We start from the raw sequence: 15895 nt of genomic DNA, 5'->3' as shown, positions 1-15895 counted from the left end.
GTACGGGCTGGGAGGCGCGGGTTCACCCGTCGCGCCGGGCCGTGGGGGTGTGGGGCAGAAGGTGGGCGTTCACGGCGGACCGGGGGTGGCCGGCGAGTGCGGCCACCAGTTCTGCCGCGCCCTGGATGCCGGCGGCCGCCCGGGCTTCGGCGGTCTGGCCGGCGAGGTGGGAGAAGACGGTGATGGCGTCCGCGTCGCGCAGCGGGCTGTCGGCGGGGAGCGGCTCCTCGCTCACCACGTCGAGGGCCGCCGCGGCGATCTCGCCGCCGCGTAGGGCGTCGGCGAGGGCCTGTTCGTCGACGACGGCGCCCCGCGCGGTGTTGACCAGGACCGCTGTCGGCTTCATCCGCCGGAAGGCGGAGGCGTCGAGGAGACCGCGTGTCCGCTCCGTCAGCGCAGTGTGCACCGATACGTAGTCGGAGGCGGCCAGCAGTTCGGGAAGCTCGACGAACCGCACCGGCGCATCGGTGCGCTCGGCCCGTGGCACGCCGGTCGTGCAGAGCACCCGCATGCCGAAGGCCCGCGCCAGCGGCACGAGGGCCCGTGCGGCCGCGCCGTATCCGATCAGGCCGAGGGTCGATCCGCGCAGTTCGTGCCCGTCCTCCCTCGGCCAGCCGCCGGCCGCGACTCCCGCGGCGCTCTGCACCAGTCGCCGCGCCGTCGCCAGCAGCAGCAGCAGCAGCAGCAGCAGCAGACCGATGGTGTACTCGGCGACGGCGCCCGCGTTGACGCCCGGCAGATTGCTCACCGTGATGCCCAGCTCCGCGGCGGCGGCGACGTCGATCGAGTCGTAGCCCACCCCGGTACGCACGACGGCTCGCAGGTGGGGCGCGCGGGACAGCACGTCGGCGGTCAGGGGCTCGTGCGCGACGAGTGCCCCCTCGATCCCTTCGAGGGCGGCCACGAGCTGCGCGGTGTCGCGCCTGCCGGTCATCGGTGCGTGGACCGTGGTGTGGCCGTGCTTCCGCAGGTACCGGTCCGCCTCGTCGCCGGGGCGCAGATAGTCCGTGGTGATCAGGATGCGGGGCACGGGTCGTTCCTCATTTCTGGCTGCGTCTTCACTCGGTTCGGGGAGGGCGGGGCGGGGGCGTCACTGGGCGAGGGCGGGAGCGGGCCGGCGCTGCAGCACGGTGATCCTGACGACGACGGCGACCGCCAGTGCGGCGACGACGGCGATGTCCATGAGCATCAGGGGCCAGCCGGTGACGTCGACCATGGCGCCCACCAGCGCCGGGCCGAGGAAGCCGCCGCCGGCCCAGGCGACGGTGTACAGGCCGGCGTAGGTGCCGAAGACGCGGGCCGAGGGGGCCAGGTTCCACAGGACCACCACCGCGTTGACGAGGAAGCAGGTCGCGCCCGCCGCACCGATGCACAGGATCACCACGGTGCCGGCCGGTGTCAGGACGAGCGTGCCCAGCAGCATGGCCGCGGCGAAGACCGACATGCCCCCGGCCATGACCCGGAGCCGTCCGTAGCGCTCGGCCAGGACCGCCGCGGGGTAGGCGGCCAGGATGAACGCGATACCGCCGGGGAGCGTGAGGCCGCCGGCGGCTCCTCGTGACATGTCGAGTGATTCCATCCCGTACGGCGTCATCAGGGACCGCGACGCGGCCCATGCGCCGCCGAAGAGCAGGATGGCGGCGAGGACGAGGAGCCGGCTGCGGTCGGTGTCCCTGATGATCTCCAGGAAGGTGTCCCGCACCCGCGGGTCCCTGTGGTCGGCGTCCTTCGCCTCCTGGCTGCTCTCCGCGAGCGCTGCCTGGTAACCGGGAGACCGGCTGTCGCGCACGGTGGCCGCGAGCACCAGGATGGAGACCAGCATGATGATCGCGGGAATGGCGAACGCCGGACTCGGGTGGGTCGACCAGGAAGATGCTGATGAGCGCGGCGACGATGGCCGTGATGCTGGAGGCGATCTTGACCGCGGCGTTGGCGCGGCTGCGCCTGCCGGGAGCGATGAAGTCGGGGACGAGCGCTTCGGCGATCGGTTTGAAGGTGTTGGCCACGAGCGCGTAGGTGAACATCACCGCGATGAGGAGTGGCAGGGACGCCGCCGTGTGCGGGATGACCATGAACAGCACGGCGGCGATCGGCATCCCGACCACCAGGTGGGGCATCCGCCGGCCCCAGGAGGTGCGCGTGCGGTCCGACCGGTTGCCGATCCACGGCTGGATGAAGATGCCGAGCAGGTTGTCCATGCCCATGAGCAGCACCGGCGTCTGACTCCCGGTCCGTGTCCGGGGGCGGGGGGCGGGGCTTCGCGCCGGCCGTGACCGACCGGGTCCTCGAGGCAGCCGGCCGGCCTTCCGCGCACGTCGGCCGGCGGGCACGGCCGTGCGTGCGTCACCGGTCGCCCCGGCCGAGGCGGTCCTGCGGCCGGGGCACGGGCCGCGCCCCGGCGGTTGGACGTCGCGTCCGGGGGAACCCGGCACGGCATGATCTTCCGAGGCGCCCTCGCGGCCGCGGAGCCCGGCGAGCAGAGAGAACGGACGGGACGGGAATGACCGAGCGATTCGCCGTTGGAGACCACGTGCGCTGGAACTCCGAAGCCGGACACGTCGAGGGCGTCATCGTCAGGAAGCACACCCGCGACGTCCAGTACAAGGGGCACACGCGTCGCTGCTCGGAACAGGATCCCCAGTACGAGATCAAGAGCGACAAGACCGACCACGTCGCCATGCACAAGGGGGGAGCCCTGACGAAGCTGTAGCCGGTACGGGATTCCCTCGCGGAAGTTTCGAGGCAGCGCGATGACGGACCGCGTCTTCACGATCGGGCACTCGACACGCGGCTTCGACGACGTTCTCGGCATGCTGCGGGGCAACGGTGTCACCTGCCTGGTCGACGTCCGGTCGTACCCTTCGTCCAGGAAGCACCCGCAGTGGAACCAGTCGGCCGTCGTCGACGCCCTGCCACCCGGCATCGGTTACCGCTGGATTCCCGAACTGGGCGGCCGCCGTCACACGCCCAAGGGCGTGCCGAGCGTGAACGGAGGGTGGCAGGTCAAAGCCTTCCGTGACTACGCCGACTACATGAGCACGGAAACGTTCGCCAAAGGACTTGCCGAACTGCGGGAACTGGCCGAGCGCGGACGGCCGGCGATCATGTGCAGTGAGGCGGTGCCGTGGCGGTGCCACCGACGGCTGATCACGGACGCGTTGATCGTCTCCGGCGTGGAGGTCGTGCACATCATGTCGGGCACGTCGGTGAAGCCGGCCGTCCTGACGCCCCATGCCCGGGTCACCAACGGGTCTCTGACCTATCCCCCGCCCCCGTGACGTCCGGTACGGACCTGGCCCGGACCCGGGGTGTCCGTCCGCTCAGCCGCCCAGGCGGGCGGAAGGCGTGTCCCCGTCCTGTGCCTGCCGGACCCGTTCCGCGAGCACCGTGGCCAGGTCCCGGACACCGTCCGTGTCGATACCGCCCTTGCCCGCGGAAGCCGCCTCCGTCCACAGCAGCGTCGTGCCGACCCGGGTCTGCGTCACGGCGCCGGGCTCGCCGTGGAAGCCGGAGGTACCGAACCGGGCGTCGCGCTCGTCACCGATCGGGCCGAGCCCGAACGTCTCCGCCCGCTGCCCCGCCTTCCTGGAGTAGTAGCCGTCCCAGAGCACGTCGTACGCCTCCCGGGCCGCCTGTTCGCTGTCGTAGGCGATGACCAGGAAGGAGACGTGGGCGGCGTTGTCGTCGTGCCGGAACGTCGAGACGCCCTAGAAGCGGGAGTTCTCGCAGCCCGCGTTGTCCTTGACGGGGCAGGCCTGCCCGCGGTGGAGGCGGTCCATCCCGACGGCCGTGGGCCGAGCGGTCTCACTCCAGCCCGTCATGGCCTCGCCGTCCGGCAGCGTCTCCCGTACCTGTTCCCTGGTGAGCGCCACCGCCTTGTCCTTCCCGCCGCCGGTCCCGGCGCCGCCGCCACAGCCGGTCAGCAGCAGTACCGCCGCGGTCGCCGCGCACCACCGGTAGAACGTCATGATCATGCCACCACCCCTCGGACAGTGATCTTAGCGAGGCAGCGGACGGTAGCGGTGTTCCGATCACCGGGCACGGCGCGTGGGCGAGAGGGATGTCACAGCCGGACCGCGCCGAGGCCGCCCGCCCGTGTCCGGGCCGCTGAGAGCACGCCGGACGCGGTGCGTCCGTTGATCAGGAGGTTGATCCAAAAGGCCCGGTGTGATCTGGAAATTCCGTTTGGCGCAGAGTTGTGCGTACCTTGGTCGACTGACCCAGCACCCAGTGCCATGCCATCGGGGGCACGTCACATCGATCGGAGACTCATGCGCCCTCACATACCTTCCGTCCCCCGGATGGCCTCCGTCCCGCCCGTCGCCTGGGTGGGGGGCGCGCTCACCGTCGGCGTCGGCGGGCTGTATCTCACCGGGTTGCTGCTCACCGGCGGTGAGATCGAGGCGGGAACCACGGTGCGGGGCGTGGACATCGGGGGCCTCTCCCGTGAGGAGGCCGCCCTCAGGCTGGAGCGGCGGCTGCCGGGGACCGGTCCGGCGAAGCTGGCCGTGAGGGTCGGCGACCGCGAGGGTACGGTCGATACGCGGCAGGCGGGACTCACCCACGACATCGAGGCCACCCTCGACCGGGCATCGTCCACCGGCGCCGATCCGGTCAGCGTGATCGGCGGGCTGTTCCGCTCGGGCGGTGACATCGAGCCGGTCGTGCGGGCCGACGGGGACAAGGCGCGTGCCGCCCTGGTGAAGTTGTCGAAGACGCTCGACCAGAAGGTCCGTGACGGCGCCGTCTCCTTCACCGACGGCCGGGTCGAGCAGATCACGCCGCGCACCGGGTACGCACTGGACGTGGACGCCGCCGTCGAAACCCTGCGCACCACCTTCCGGAGCGGCGCGGTGGACCCGGTGACGGCACTGCCCGCACGCGAGGACGAGCCGAAGGTCACGGCGGAAGAGGTTCGGCGGGCGGTGCGCGAGTTCGCGCGGCCGGCGATGTCCGCACCGGTCACCCTCAGCGCCGCCGGCGAGCGGTTCACCCTCACCCCGGCCGTACTGGGCAAGTACCTGACACTGCGGCCGGACGGCGCCGGCAGGCTCACCCCGAAGCTCGACAGCGCGGGCCTGCGCACCGCGCCCGCGGTGGCCGGCACCCTGGACAAGCTGCCCACCACACCCCGCAACGCCCAGCTGAGGGCCGACGGCGACAAGGTCGCGGTGGCCACCGAGGCCAGGGCAGCCGTGAAGGTCACCGACAAGGCCCTGGGCAAGGCCGTACTGCCCCTGCTCACCGAGTCGGGCGCGGCCCGCACCGGCGAGGTGGAGACACGGCGGACCCGGCCGGAGATCACCCGGGAGAACGCGTCGCGCCTGGGGCTGACCGAGAAGATGTCCTCCTTCACCGTCGAATTCGAACCGGCCGCCTACCGCACGACCAACGTGGGCCGGGCGGTGGACCTCATCAACGGCTCCGTCGTCATGCCGGACGAGACCTGGAGCTTCAACCGGACCGTCGGCGAACGCACCCGGGCCAACGGCTTCGTGGACGGCGTCATGATCTTCGACGACAAGTACACCAAGGCGCCCGGCGGTGGCGTCTCAGCCGTGGCCACCACCGTCTTCAACGCGATGTTCTTCGCCGGCGTCAAACCCGTCGAGTACGGCGCCCACTCCTTCTACATCGAGCGCTACCCCGAGGGCCGTGAGGCAACGGTCGCCTGGGGCAGCCTCGACCTGAGGTTCACCAACGACTCCGGCAAGGCGATGTACATCCAGGCCGAGTCCACGGACACGTCGGTGACCATCACCTTCCTCGGCACGAAGAAGTACGACGAGATCACGTCCGCCAAGGGGCCGCGCACCAACCTCCAGCAGCCTGCCGAGAAGGTCAGCACCGACGAGCAGTGCGTGCCGCAGACCCCGCTCGAGGGCTTCGACGTCACCGTGGAGCGGGTCTTCCGTGACGGCGGCCGGGAAGTGCGGCGAGAGCCCTTCCGCACGCGCTACACCCCGCGGGACGAGGTCACCTGCGAAGAAGCGCCCCTCGGACCCCTGAGCTGAGGACACGCCCCGTCAGCTCCCTGCGCCCTCCCCCCGCCCCGTCCGGAGCGTGGCAGGCCACCGGTCCGCTGCCGTACGAGGACTGCCCTCTGGTCCGGGGCATGCGCCGAACGGGTGGATGCCCGACCGGCCGGGAATAGCCGCGGCAGCCCGCTGTTGATCACGTCATGACTTCTGAGACGCGCACGGTGTTCGGACGGGTCGGCATCTGGAGCAGCGCGCTGCACCGGTCACGGGCGGACGAGAAGGGCAGAGCGGCCATCGCGGACGCGGTCGCCGAACTCGAGGAACTCGGCTACGGCACGCTCTGGATCGGGGGCAGTCCCTCGCCCGACGACGCGGCGGCCGTCGTCGACGCCAGCCGTACGATCACCGTGGCCACCGGCATCCTCAGCATCTGGGACCACACCGCCGAGGAGGTGGCGGCGCGTGTCTCGGCGATCGACGCGAGCGCCCGCGGGCGGTTCGTCCTCGGCCTGGGGGTCAGCCACGGCCCGATGGTGCCGCAGTACACGAAGCCGTACAGCGCGATGGTCGCCTACCTCGACGGACTCGACGCCGCCGCTCCGCCCATGCTCTCCGGACAGCGGGTCCTCGCGGCGCTCGGCCCGAAGATGCTCAAGCTGGCGGCGGGCCGGGCGCTGGGCGCACATCCCTATCTCGTCACCACCGAGCACACGGCGGAGGCACGCGAGATGCTCGGTCCCGAGGCGCTGCTCGCCCCCGAGCTGTCGGTGGTGCTCGACACCGACCTCGAGCGGGCACGGACCACCGCGCGGAACATGCTGGACATGTACCTTCGGCTGCCCAACTACACCGACAACCTGCTGCGGCTGGGGTTCACGGAGAGTGACCTCGAGGGCGGCGGCAGCAGCCGTCTCCTCGACGCCCTCTTCGCCCTGGGCGACGCCTCGCGCGTGCGGGCCCGCACGCGCGAGTACCTCGACGCGGGCGCCGACCATGTCGCGCTGCAGGTGCTCACCGCGGGAGAGGGGGGCGCCGGCCTGCCGCTCGCGGAATGGCGTCAGCTGGCGGAGGTCTTCGCCGGCGAGCTGTAGAGGGAGGGTCCAGCGCTGAGCGGGGCTTCCCGGCGGCGCGGCCGGGACGGCGGGGTACGAGGCGGCGGGACACGACGCGGCGGGGCAGTTCGACCGGGCACGCGGTTCACGGCCGGTCCGGGGATCGAGACGGCCGGTGAGGATCGGTGCGCAGGTGTGCGCGCATCCCCTGGAGGCCGAAGAGGACGAGGAGTTCCACCGCTCCCCCGTCGGCGCTGCCCAGCCAGTGCGGTACCGACGTGTCGAACTCGGCCGCCTCGCCCGGCGGCAGCGTCAGGTCGCGTTCGCCGGCCACCAGCCGCAGGCGGCCGCTGAGCACGTACAGCCATTCGAAGCCTTCGTGGGTCTGCGGGGTCGGTTCGAGCGGTTCGGGCCGGGCCGGGCCAGGCCGGGCCAGGCCGGGATGACCATTTTGAAGGCGTGCACCCCGCCCGGCCTCCGGGAGAGCGGCACGAAGGTCATCCCGAACCGGTGGATCGGCTTGAGGTGAATCCGGGGGTCGCCGGTCCGCGGGGCACCGACGAGGTCGTCCAGCGGGACGTCGTAGGTACGGGCCGGCGGCAGCAGCAGTTCCAGGGGCGCCCGGCGCTGCCCGCTCTCCAGCCGGGAGAGGGTGCTCTCCGAGACGCCGGTCGTCGCCGCGAGGTCGGCGAGGGTGATTCCGCACTCACGGCGCAGTGCGCGCAGCCGCGGTCCCACGGCGTCCAGTACGTCGTCATCCGTCCTGCGGTCCATCGGGCCAGCTTGCCATGACGGCAAGGACTCCGTGCCAGAGCGGATCGGGCCCGGAAGTCCGAGTGCCGGGGACACGGCGCAAGGGTGGTTGGACGCGGGTGGCTCCGCGCACGACCGACATCGTGAGTGCGGTGCACGTGCCGCAGGCGGGGCACCGGCTCGTCGAGGAGAGCCCCCCGGTTCCTCACTGCAGCATTACTGGACTTCCTTGGCGGGTGAACACGCCGTCGTGGCAGCGGAGTTGGCCGACACGCCCTTGCCGTCGCCGAGGTCGCGCGCCCGGCACACCCTCCTTCGGTCCGCTCGCCCGGACGTCTCCCCCGCACGGCGCCGGCGTTCACTCACGGCGCGTTCCGACACGGCGCCCGGCCCGCCCGTGACCTGGACTCGGGACGCGAGATCCGAGACACGAGACAGGGGCACAGTGAGGACTACAACCACTCCACCTTCAACGACCTGGTTCTCTCAGCGACCGCGGCACCGGGTGTGGCGACAGGGGCCTCCGGTGGGGCGTCCGCCTCCTCCCGCTTGCCGCTCTTGCGCTTGCCGCCGCGTAGCCTCATGTTCCGCCCTTTCGCGATCTTCTCGTGCCGACTGGGTGGAGTGTGCGCGGACGGCTGTGCGCCGGGCGTCATACCCGGGTGGCGATGTGGGAGTGCTACCGCGGTAGGGGGTGGATGAGGGACGGCTCCGCCTTCCGCCGGGGGTGGGGAGTTGGCGGAGGTGGCGCCGGGAGGGAAGATCCCCCTGCTCGGCAGGTGCCGGAAACGGGACAGCCGGTCCGCGCGTGCGAGGCATGGGTGGGGTGTCGACCCGTTGCGGCCCCGCGTGCGCCGGGTCCGGGAGGCGCGACGGCCAGTACCGGGGTGGGGGGGGATCCCTGCCCGGCACGTGCCGGGAAACCGGGGTCGGGACGGCCCTGTCGGCGCGAGCGTGGCATGCGTGGGGCGCCGACCCGGCACCGCCCCGCACGTGCCGAGGGCACGAGGACCGGCACCGAGAAGGGGCCACCCGCTGACTCGGCTCGTGCCGGAACCCCGGCGGCGGAACGGCCGGGCCGGCGTACGCGCAGGTCGTCGGCCCGTTGCCGCCATGTCCGCGCGCCGGGATCCGGGAGCGGTGTCTGGGGCGTCCGGGGTGGTGGAGCGGGCTCGTCCCGGTGGAGCGCCCCGTGGCCGGGTGCCGGTGGCCGGTTCCGTGTGGGGTCGGGGACGCGGGTCGTTGTTCTCCGGACGGGGGCGGGGTCGGCGCCGTCCTACTCCCCCGGGGTCACCAGCGCCGATTCGTACGCGAAGACCACCGCCTGGGCGCGGTCGCGCAGGTCGAGCTTGGTGAGGACGCGGCTCACGTGCGTCTTCACCGTCTGTTCGGCCAGCACCAGCGTCGACGCGATCTCCGCGTTGGACTGGCCGCGGGCCGCCAGGGTGAGGACCTCGGTCTCGCGTTGGGTGAGGGCCTTGAGGCGCTGCACGGGCTTGCCGCGGGCGGCGGGACGCTGCCGGGCGAAGTCCGCGATGAGGCGGCGCGTCACGGACGGGGCGAGCAGCGCGTCGCCCGAGGCCACCACGCGCACCGCCGCGATGAGGTCGGCCGGCGGAGCGTCCTTCAGCAGGAAACCGCTCGCGCCCGCCCGCAGCGCCTCGTAGACGTAGTCGTCGACGTCGAACGTGGTGAGCATCAGGACGCGCGGCCGGCGGTCCCCCACAGCAGTGTCTCCACCGCCCGGCGGGGGTGCGAGGATGCGGCGCGTGGCCTCGAGGCCGTCCATCTCGGGCATGCGGACGTCCATCAGCACCACATCGGGATGGCTGCGCCGGCTCAGCTCGACGCCCTGCGCACCGTCGGGGGCCTCGCCCACCACGTCGATGTCGCTCTGGGCGGCCAGCAGCGCGGCGAAGCCGGCCCGCACCATGGCCTGGTCGTCGACGATGATGACGCGCGTCGTCACAGGGACTCCTTGTCGGTCAGGGGCAGTTGGGCGGCCACCCGGAAGCCGCCGTCGGGCAGCGGCCCCGCGTCGAGGGTGCCGCCCGCGAGCCGTGCCCGCTCCCGCATGCCCACCAGGCCGTGCCCGGTGCCGCCCTCCTCGAGCGGTGCGGCGGGAAGCTCGGGCGGCGGCCCGTTGACGACGAGGACGTTGAGCCGCGCACCGTCCGCCGAGACAGAATCCCACACCGACACCTGCGTCGGAGCGCCCGGCGCGTGCCGTACGACGTTCGCGAGGGCCTCCTGGACGATGCGGTACGCGGAGAGGCCCACCGCCTCCGGCACATCGGCGTCGCAGGGCGTGAACTCCACCGGCATGCCCGCCCGCACGGTCGCTTCCACGAGCTGCCCGATCCGGGTCAGACCCGGCTGCGGCATCAGCTCGCCGTGCGCCTCCTCGTTCCTCAGTACGCCCAGGAGCCGTCGCATCTCGCCGAGCGACTCGCGCGCGGTGGCCGCGATGGACGTGAACTCCTCCTGCACGTCCGCGGGAAGGCCGTCGAGACGGTACGCCGCGGTGTCCGCCTGCACCGTGATGACGGACATGTGGTGCGCCACCACGTCGTGCAACTCTCGTGCGATGCGCGCGCGTTCCTCCAGCAGCGTCCGCCGTTCGCGCTCGGCCTCGCTGATCGTCTCCTGTTCGGCGAGCCTGCGCTGGACCTCGTACCGCTCGCGGAGCGCGACGGCGAGCAGGAGCGCGACGCCGCCGAGGATGGTGAGCAGGAGGTTCTTCGCGCTCGTGCCGTGCGGCGCGACGAACCCGAGTCCGACGTTCGCGCCCGCCGTCGCCAGCCATACCAGCAGCAGCGTCCGGCGCCGCTCGCGCAGGCCGAGGGCGAGGCAGAGGCCGATGTACCCGACGATCTCCATGGGCGGGAACGGCTACAGCAGCCGCTCCTCGAAGTCGACGGTGCGCAGGGCGAGCGCCCCGGCCACGTCGGCGGCGAAGATCACGCACCAGGCCCGCAGCGGGTGGACGACGGCCAGCAGCAGCGGCGCCGCCTGGGCAACGGCCAGCGCGCTCGCGATGCCGCCGTGCAGGCCGTAGTCGACGCTCAGCACCTGGATGGTGGTGGGCAGCAGGGCGACGCACAGCACGAACACCAGGGCCCACGGCAGCAGTCGTACCCACCGACGCGAAGCCCCGGCGAGCAGCGCGCGCGGGCCTTCCTTCTGTACCGGGGTCATGGGCTCCAGCTTAGGTGGGGCGGGAGGGCTTCAGGTGACACGCGCCCCGCGTACCCGCCTCGCGCGCCCACGTTCCCGCCTCGCACGGCGTGCGGGTCGCGCCGGGCGGCCGTGGCGGGCGCCGTGGCGGGCCGAAGTGCCGGTACCAGACGGTGTCGAAGCTTTTGACAACGATGTCAGGCGCGTGATCTAGTCCGCTTCCATCCAGCCGGGTAACGCCTTTGCGCTGCACCGACGGGTGCGGAACAGGAGACCGTTTCCATGCACAGACCCCTTCGCCGATTGCGTCACCGCGCGTCAGCAGTCCTCACGGCACTGCTCGTTGCCGGCGGCGCCCTGAGCCCGGCACCGGCCGCCGCCCAGGCGCCCGCCGCCGCTCCGCGGCTCACCTCCCTGGTCAACCCGTTCATCGGGACACAGAACTTCGGCAACACCTTTCCCGGCGCGAGCGCCCCCTTCGGCATGGTCCAGGTCAGCCCGGACACCGGCGGCCAGGGAGGCTACGACTACCAGCAGGACAGGATCCACGGGTTCAGCCAGACCCACCTGTCCGGCGTCGGCTGCTCCGTCATGGGCGAGCTGCCCCTGATGCCGACGACCGGAGCGGTCGACAGCGTCGACCCCGATGCCTACCGCTCGGCCTACTCGCACGACGACGAGGACGCCGAACCGGGTTACTACCGCGTGGGGTTGAAGACGTACGACATCGACGCCGAGCTGACCGCCACGCCCCGTACGGGATGGCAGCGGTACACCTTCCCCTCGACCGACCGTGCCAACGTCCTGTTCAACACGGGTAAGGCAACCAGCGGGTGTACAGCTCGGAGGTGCGTGTCGTCGGCGACCGGACCGTCGAGGGGCGTGTCGAGGCGGGCAACTTCTGCGCGGGCAAGGACCGGCACACCGTCTACTTCACGGCGGCCTTCGACAGGCCGTTCGCCTCGCACGGCACCTGGCGGGGCAGCACCCCCACCCCCGGTGAGCGGGAGGCGGCCGGCGAGGGCGGGAACGGTGCGTGGGTGACCTTCGACGCACGCGCCGACCGTGACGTGGTCGTCAAGGTGGGACTCTCCTACACGGGTGTCGAGGGCGCCAGGAAGAACCTCGAGGCGGAGACGGACGACTCCTACGACTTCGACGCCACCCGTACGGCGCTGCACGCGACCTGGGAGCGGCAGCTCGCCGCCGTGAGGATCGGCGGCGGTTCCACCGAGCGGCAGCGCGCGTTCTACACGGCTCTCTACCACGCTCAACTGCACCCGAACCTCGCCGGAGACGTCGACGGCCGGTACGCGGGATTCGACGGGAAGACCCATACCGCCTCGGGGTTCACGCCCTACCAGAACCTGTCGCTGTGGGACACGCACCGGCCGCAGAACCAGCTGCTGCAGATGCTGCAGCCGAAGGTCGCCCGCGATGTCGCACTGTCGGTCGTCGCGATCGGACGGGACGGCGGCTGGCTGCCCCGCTGGTCGCTCGCCAACAGCGAGACCAACATCATGACCGGTGACCCGGTGACTCCGTTCCTGGTCGAGGCGTGGTCCAAGGGCCTCCTCGCGGGCCACGAGAAGGAGGCGTACGCGCTCCTCAGGAAGAACGCCCTCGGACCGCCGCCGGACGACTCCCCGTACAACGGCCGTGCCGGCATCGCCTCCTACCGGGAGCGTGGCTACATACCCAGCGGACTGGAGCCGGGGAAGGACTGTCCCGACAAGGGCGGCGACAACGACTGCCGTCACCCCGCTTCGGCGACCCTGGAGTACGCGGCGGCGGACGCGTCGCTGGCCCTGATGGCCAAGGCGCTGGGGCACACGGCGGACGCCCGGGTGTTCGCGGCGCGCGGCCAGTGGTACCGGAACCTGTGGGATTCCTCCATCGACCAGTTCCGTCCGCGCACGACCGACGGCACCTGGCTGACGCCGTACGACCCCGTCGAGGCGGGCCACCAGTTCCATGAGGGCGGCGCGCACCAGTACCAGTGGCTGGTGCCGCAGGACCCGGCCGGGCTGGTATCCCTGATGGGCGGCAAGCGGCAGACCGAGAAGCGGCTCGACGCCTTCTTCGCGTACGACAAGCTCTTCGAGGACCCCGCCGGAACGGCTCGCGAGGAGTGGATCTCGGCCCCGTACGACTACTACGGGAAGCCGACCTACAATCCGAACAACGAGCCCGATCTGCACTCCCCGTACATGTACCTGTGGGCCGGCGCGCCCGCCAGGACGGCCACCGTGGTCCGCGCCGCGATGACGCTGTTCACGGACGGGCCCGACGGCATGACCGGCAACGACGATCTGGGCACCATGTCGGCCTGGTACGTCTTCTCCTCCCTCGGCCTGTACCCGACGACGAACGGTGGCGGCTTCCTCGCCGTCTCCAGCCCCCAGTTCCCGTCGGCGGTCATCCGCATCGGCGACCACGGGACCAGGCAGGGCGGCACCCTGACCGTCAGGGCACCGGGCGCGAGCGACTCCCAACGTTATGTGAAGCGGGCCAAGTTCGGCGGGAAGAATCTGCGCGCCACCTGGCTGGACTGGGACACGGTCGCCCAGGGCGGAGACCTCTCCTTCGAGATGACCGGCGAGCCGTCGGCGTGGGGTACGGGCAAGGGGGCGGAACCGCCGTCGGTGAACCGCGCGGCAGCCGATTCCCGCCGGCACCTCGACGCGTCGCTCCGAACCGCTTCCGACGTCCTGCCGACGGCCGACAGTCCGCAACGGGTCCGTCTGCGGCTGGACGTACTGGGCCAGTCCCCCGGCACGCTGCGGGTGGGTGTCCGCGCGACGGCTCCCCGGGGCTGGACGGTGAAGACCGCCGGGCCCTTCCCGCTCGTGTCCCGGCGGCTGCCGGTCCAGCGGACCACGGCGGTGGACGTGACCGTCCCGGCGGGCACCGCGCCGGGTTCCTACACCGTACGGATCACGGCGGCCGCGCACGGTGTGCCGGGCGTGGAACGCGTCGCGACCGTCGAGGTGCGCCCCGCGGCCCGCTGCGCCACGGACGCCGGTGAGGCATGTGCCGTGGATCTGGGCAAGGAGGTGAACCACGACGGCACCGCGACCGTCGCGGCCTCCGACGAGGGCGACTTCGACGGCGCGGGATGGAGCTACGACGGTGATCTGCTGCCGGCGGCGGGTCCGTTCGTCCGGGACGGCGTGACCTACCACGCTCCCGATCCGTCCGGGACGGCCGAGAACTTCGTGGAGGCCCGCGGTCAGGCCATGCTGCTCCCGGCCGGGTCGTACGCGACGCTGCGCCTGGTCGCCGCGGCCCACCACGGCCCGGTGACGACCCTGCTCACCGTCCGCTACACCGACGGCACCACCGGCGAAGTGCCGGTCACCGTGGGCGACTGGGCGGGGGCGGCACCGCAGGGCGGCACCGTGGCGCTGGAGATGCCGCACCGGATCAAGCGCGGGCAGGGGGTGGACGGACCGCCGGTGCGGCTGTTCGCGTCCTCCGCGGACCTCGACGCCTCGAAGACCGTTCGCTCTCTCGGCCTGCGGAACGATCCTCGGGTGCAGGTCTACGCGATCACTCTCGGGTAGTACCCCACCCTCTCGCCCGTGAGGTCGTTCGGTGGCAGCGTGACCGCGTCGGTCACGCTGCCACCGGCGTTCGGGCTGCCGGACCGGTGCGGCGGTACGGTCCCCGGCGTGCGGCCGCCGAGTACGTCCACGGTGCCCCCGGACGCGTCGCCCGCAGCGCCCCGTGTCGTGCTCCGCCGCCGAGTCGCCGTGAGGGAGGGCCGTCAGCCGAAGTCGTCGGGGACGATGCGGAGCTTCCGCGCGATGCGGGTGAGTGCCTTCTGGTCGGTCGCGTTGAGCGAGTCGAGGACGATGCGGCGTACGGCGCGCAGGTGTGTGGGCGCCGCCAGGCGCACGGTGTCGAAACCCGCGTCGGTGAGTTCGGCGAGGGTGTAGCGGCCGTCGGCCGGGTCGGGTGTCCGTGCGACCCAGCCGCGCTGTTCACAGCGTTTGACGACGTTGGACAGGCGGGAGAGCGATCCGCTGGCGAGGAAGGCGAGTTCCCCCATCCGCAGCGTGCGCCGCGGGGCCTCGGAGAGGTGGCTGAGTACCAGGTACTCGAACAGGGTGAGGCCGTGTTCCTGCCGCAGCGGCGACTCCAGCTTGCCGGGCAGCAGCAGGACGAGCGAGATCAGCCCCGTCCACGCCGCCTTCTCCTGCTCGTCGAGCCATCGCAGCTCCTCGTCGTCCTGGTGGTGTCCGCCCGTACCGCTCATGGATCTCCCCGCCCTCCGGCGCCGTCCGCCATCACTTTGCGTTTGAAGTCATCGCTCACTAGTCTCACTTTACGCGTGAACTCATTACGGAGGAAACGCACCCCATGGACAGGAATGAGGGACCCTCACGAGCACCGTCACCTTCGGCATCGCTCCGGGCCAGGGAGAGAAGCTGCACGCGGCCCTCGGCTACAGCGGAGCCGTCCGCGTCGGGGACCGGGTCGAGACCTCCGGTCAGGCCGGGGTGGATGACGACCTGGTCGTCCCCGACTCACTGGAGGACGAGATCGTCCAGGCCTTCGACAACGTGGAGCGCACGCTCGCCACGGTCGGCGCGACATGGAAGGACGTCATCCACGTCAACTCGTACCACAAGGTCGCGCCGGGAGACGACGCCATCGGCGACGACCACAACAGGGTCATGGCCGAGCAGTTCCGCCGCCGTCTCGGCGGCCGTGCGCCGATCTGGACCGAGACCGGCGTCACGGTCCTCGGCCTCGCCGACATGCGCGTGGAGATCCGCGTCACCGCCGTCGTCGGCTCCGGGAACTGACCCGGCACTCCGTCGCGGCCTCCCCGGCCGGCAGCCCGCCGGCCGGGGAGAGGGAGGCGCTACGGTGGCGGCCGAGTGACCGCACGGCCGAGGCGGTGAGCCGGGCCCGGCCAGGCCG

At 71.9% G+C, this 15895-nt stretch carries 11 protein-coding genes and 4 pseudogenes; 6 read left to right on the top strand and 9 right to left on the bottom strand.

Annotated features, from left to right (window positions below; genetic code table 11):
* Positions 1–22: 22 nt before the first annotated feature.
* From B9S61_RS30910 to B9S61_RS42785, 3 genes and pseudogenes are all read right to left on the bottom strand, one after another.
* Positions 23–1030: a phosphoglycerate dehydrogenase gene (locus B9S61_RS30910; RefSeq protein ID WP_103545173.1), complete on the bottom strand. Its 1008-nt coding sequence runs from the start codon at positions 1028–1030 to the stop codon at positions 23–25.
* Between the two features lie 60 nt (positions 1031–1090).
* Positions 1091–1822, bottom strand: coding sequence for an MFS transporter (locus tag B9S61_RS30905; protein ID WP_258039949.1), 732 nt, complete (start codon positions 1820–1822; stop codon positions 1091–1093).
* A gap of 85 nt (positions 1823–1907) precedes the next feature.
* A pseudogene (locus tag B9S61_RS42785) lies at positions 1908–2198 on the bottom strand (MFS transporter); the annotation flags it as partial.
* A gap of 302 nt (positions 2199–2500) precedes the next feature.
* On the opposite strand from B9S61_RS42785, the gene B9S61_RS30900 reads away from it, so the two are divergent.
* Entirely contained in the window at positions 2501–2710 is a 210-nt protein-coding gene (locus B9S61_RS30900) for a DUF2945 domain-containing protein (RefSeq protein WP_103545172.1), read from the top strand.
* Positions 2711–2750: 40 nt separating this feature from the next.
* Positions 2751–3278 carry a DUF488 family protein gene (locus B9S61_RS30895; protein WP_103545171.1) on the top strand — a complete coding sequence of 176 codons (528 nt, stop codon included), beginning with the start codon at positions 2751–2753 and terminating at the stop codon, positions 3276–3278.
* 42 nt (positions 3279–3320) lie between these two features.
* Here the strand turns inward: B9S61_RS30895 and B9S61_RS42780 are convergent, their stop codons facing one another.
* Together B9S61_RS42780 and B9S61_RS42775 are read right to left on the bottom strand one after the other, a co-directional pair.
* The gene (locus B9S61_RS42780; protein ID WP_258039948.1) at positions 3321–3611 is read right to left on the bottom strand and encodes a hypothetical protein; all 291 of its coding nucleotides are present in this window, start codon (positions 3609–3611) and stop codon (positions 3321–3323) included.
* A gap of 96 nt (positions 3612–3707) precedes the next feature.
* Positions 3708–3974, bottom strand: coding sequence for a hypothetical protein (locus B9S61_RS42775; protein ID WP_258039947.1), 267 nt, complete (start codon positions 3972–3974; stop codon positions 3708–3710).
* Between the two features lie 327 nt (positions 3975–4301).
* Between B9S61_RS42775 and B9S61_RS30885 the strand changes: the two genes are divergently transcribed.
* Together B9S61_RS30885 and B9S61_RS30880 are read left to right on the top strand one after the other, a co-directional pair.
* Entirely contained in the window at positions 4302–6014 is a 1713-nt protein-coding gene (locus B9S61_RS30885) for a VanW family protein (RefSeq protein ID WP_258039946.1), read from the top strand.
* Between the two features lie 167 nt (positions 6015–6181).
* The gene (locus tag B9S61_RS30880) at positions 6182–7072 is read left to right on the top strand and encodes an LLM class F420-dependent oxidoreductase (RefSeq protein WP_103545169.1); all 891 of its coding nucleotides are present in this window, start codon (positions 6182–6184) and stop codon (positions 7070–7072) included.
* Positions 7073–7178: 106 nt separating this feature from the next.
* Here the strand turns inward: B9S61_RS30880 and B9S61_RS30875 are convergent.
* The 3 genes and pseudogenes from B9S61_RS30875 to B9S61_RS30865 all read right to left on the bottom strand — a co-directional run bounded on the left by B9S61_RS30875 (position 7179) and on the right by B9S61_RS30865 (position 10984).
* Positions 7179–7807: pseudogene (locus tag B9S61_RS30875) on the bottom strand (helix-turn-helix domain-containing protein).
* 1255 nt (positions 7808–9062) lie between these two features.
* The gene (locus B9S61_RS30870; protein WP_103545168.1) at positions 9063–9755 is read right to left on the bottom strand and encodes a response regulator transcription factor; all 693 of its coding nucleotides are present in this window, start codon (positions 9753–9755) and stop codon (positions 9063–9065) included.
* Positions 9752–10984 (bottom strand): annotated as a pseudogene (locus tag B9S61_RS30865) (sensor histidine kinase). Before B9S61_RS30865 ends, B9S61_RS30870 begins: the two are co-directional and overlap by 4 nt.
* Positions 10985–11245: 261 nt before the next feature.
* On the opposite strand from B9S61_RS30865, the pseudogene B9S61_RS30860 reads away from it, so the two are divergent.
* A pseudogene (locus B9S61_RS30860) lies at positions 11246–14529 on the top strand (GH92 family glycosyl hydrolase).
* 203 nt (positions 14530–14732) lie between these two features.
* Here the strand turns inward: B9S61_RS30860 and B9S61_RS30855 are convergent.
* On the bottom strand, positions 14733–15224 hold the full coding sequence (locus B9S61_RS30855) for a MarR family winged helix-turn-helix transcriptional regulator (RefSeq protein ID WP_103545167.1): 492 nt from the start codon (positions 15222–15224) through the stop codon (positions 14733–14735).
* A 148-nt stretch (positions 15225–15372) separates the two neighbouring features.
* On the opposite strand from B9S61_RS30855, the gene B9S61_RS30850 reads away from it, so the two are divergent.
* Positions 15373–15777 carry a Rid family hydrolase gene (locus tag B9S61_RS30850; RefSeq protein ID WP_103545166.1) on the top strand — a complete coding sequence of 135 codons (405 nt, stop codon included), beginning with the start codon at positions 15373–15375 and terminating at the stop codon, positions 15775–15777.
* Positions 15778–15895 lie beyond the last annotated feature (118 nt).

Source organism: Streptomyces sp. SM1 (assembly GCF_002910825.1).
Taxonomy (GTDB): Bacteria; Actinomycetota; Actinomycetes; order Streptomycetales; family Streptomycetaceae; genus Streptomyces; species Streptomyces okerensis.
The sequence above is the reverse complement of the archived record's forward strand: the minus strand, read 5'-3'. Positions and strand labels throughout refer to the sequence as shown.

Bases quoted from the DNA above. Each gene is read 5' to 3' on its own strand.
- B9S61_RS42775 (WP_258039947.1), bottom strand. From the start codon at position 3,974: ATGATCATGACGTTCTACCGGTGGTGCGCGGCGACCGCGGCGGTACTG.
- B9S61_RS30895 (WP_103545171.1), top strand. From the start codon at position 2,751: ATGACGGACCGCGTCTTCACGATCGGGCACTCGACACGCGGCTTCGAC.
- B9S61_RS30880 (WP_103545169.1), top strand. From the start codon at position 6,182: ATGACTTCTGAGACGCGCACGGTGTTCGGACGGGTCGGCATCTGGAGC.
- B9S61_RS30885 (WP_258039946.1), top strand. From the start codon at position 4,302: ATGGCCTCCGTCCCGCCCGTCGCCTGGGTGGGGGGCGCGCTCACCGTC.
- B9S61_RS30855 (WP_103545167.1), bottom strand. From the start codon at position 15,224: ATGAGCGGTACGGGCGGACACCACCAGGACGACGAGGAGCTGCGATGG.
- B9S61_RS30900 (WP_103545172.1), top strand. From the start codon at position 2,501: ATGACCGAGCGATTCGCCGTTGGAGACCACGTGCGCTGGAACTCCGAA.
- B9S61_RS30905 (WP_258039949.1), bottom strand. From the start codon at position 1,822: ATGCTGGTCTCCATCCTGGTGCTCGCGGCCACCGTGCGCGACAGCCGG.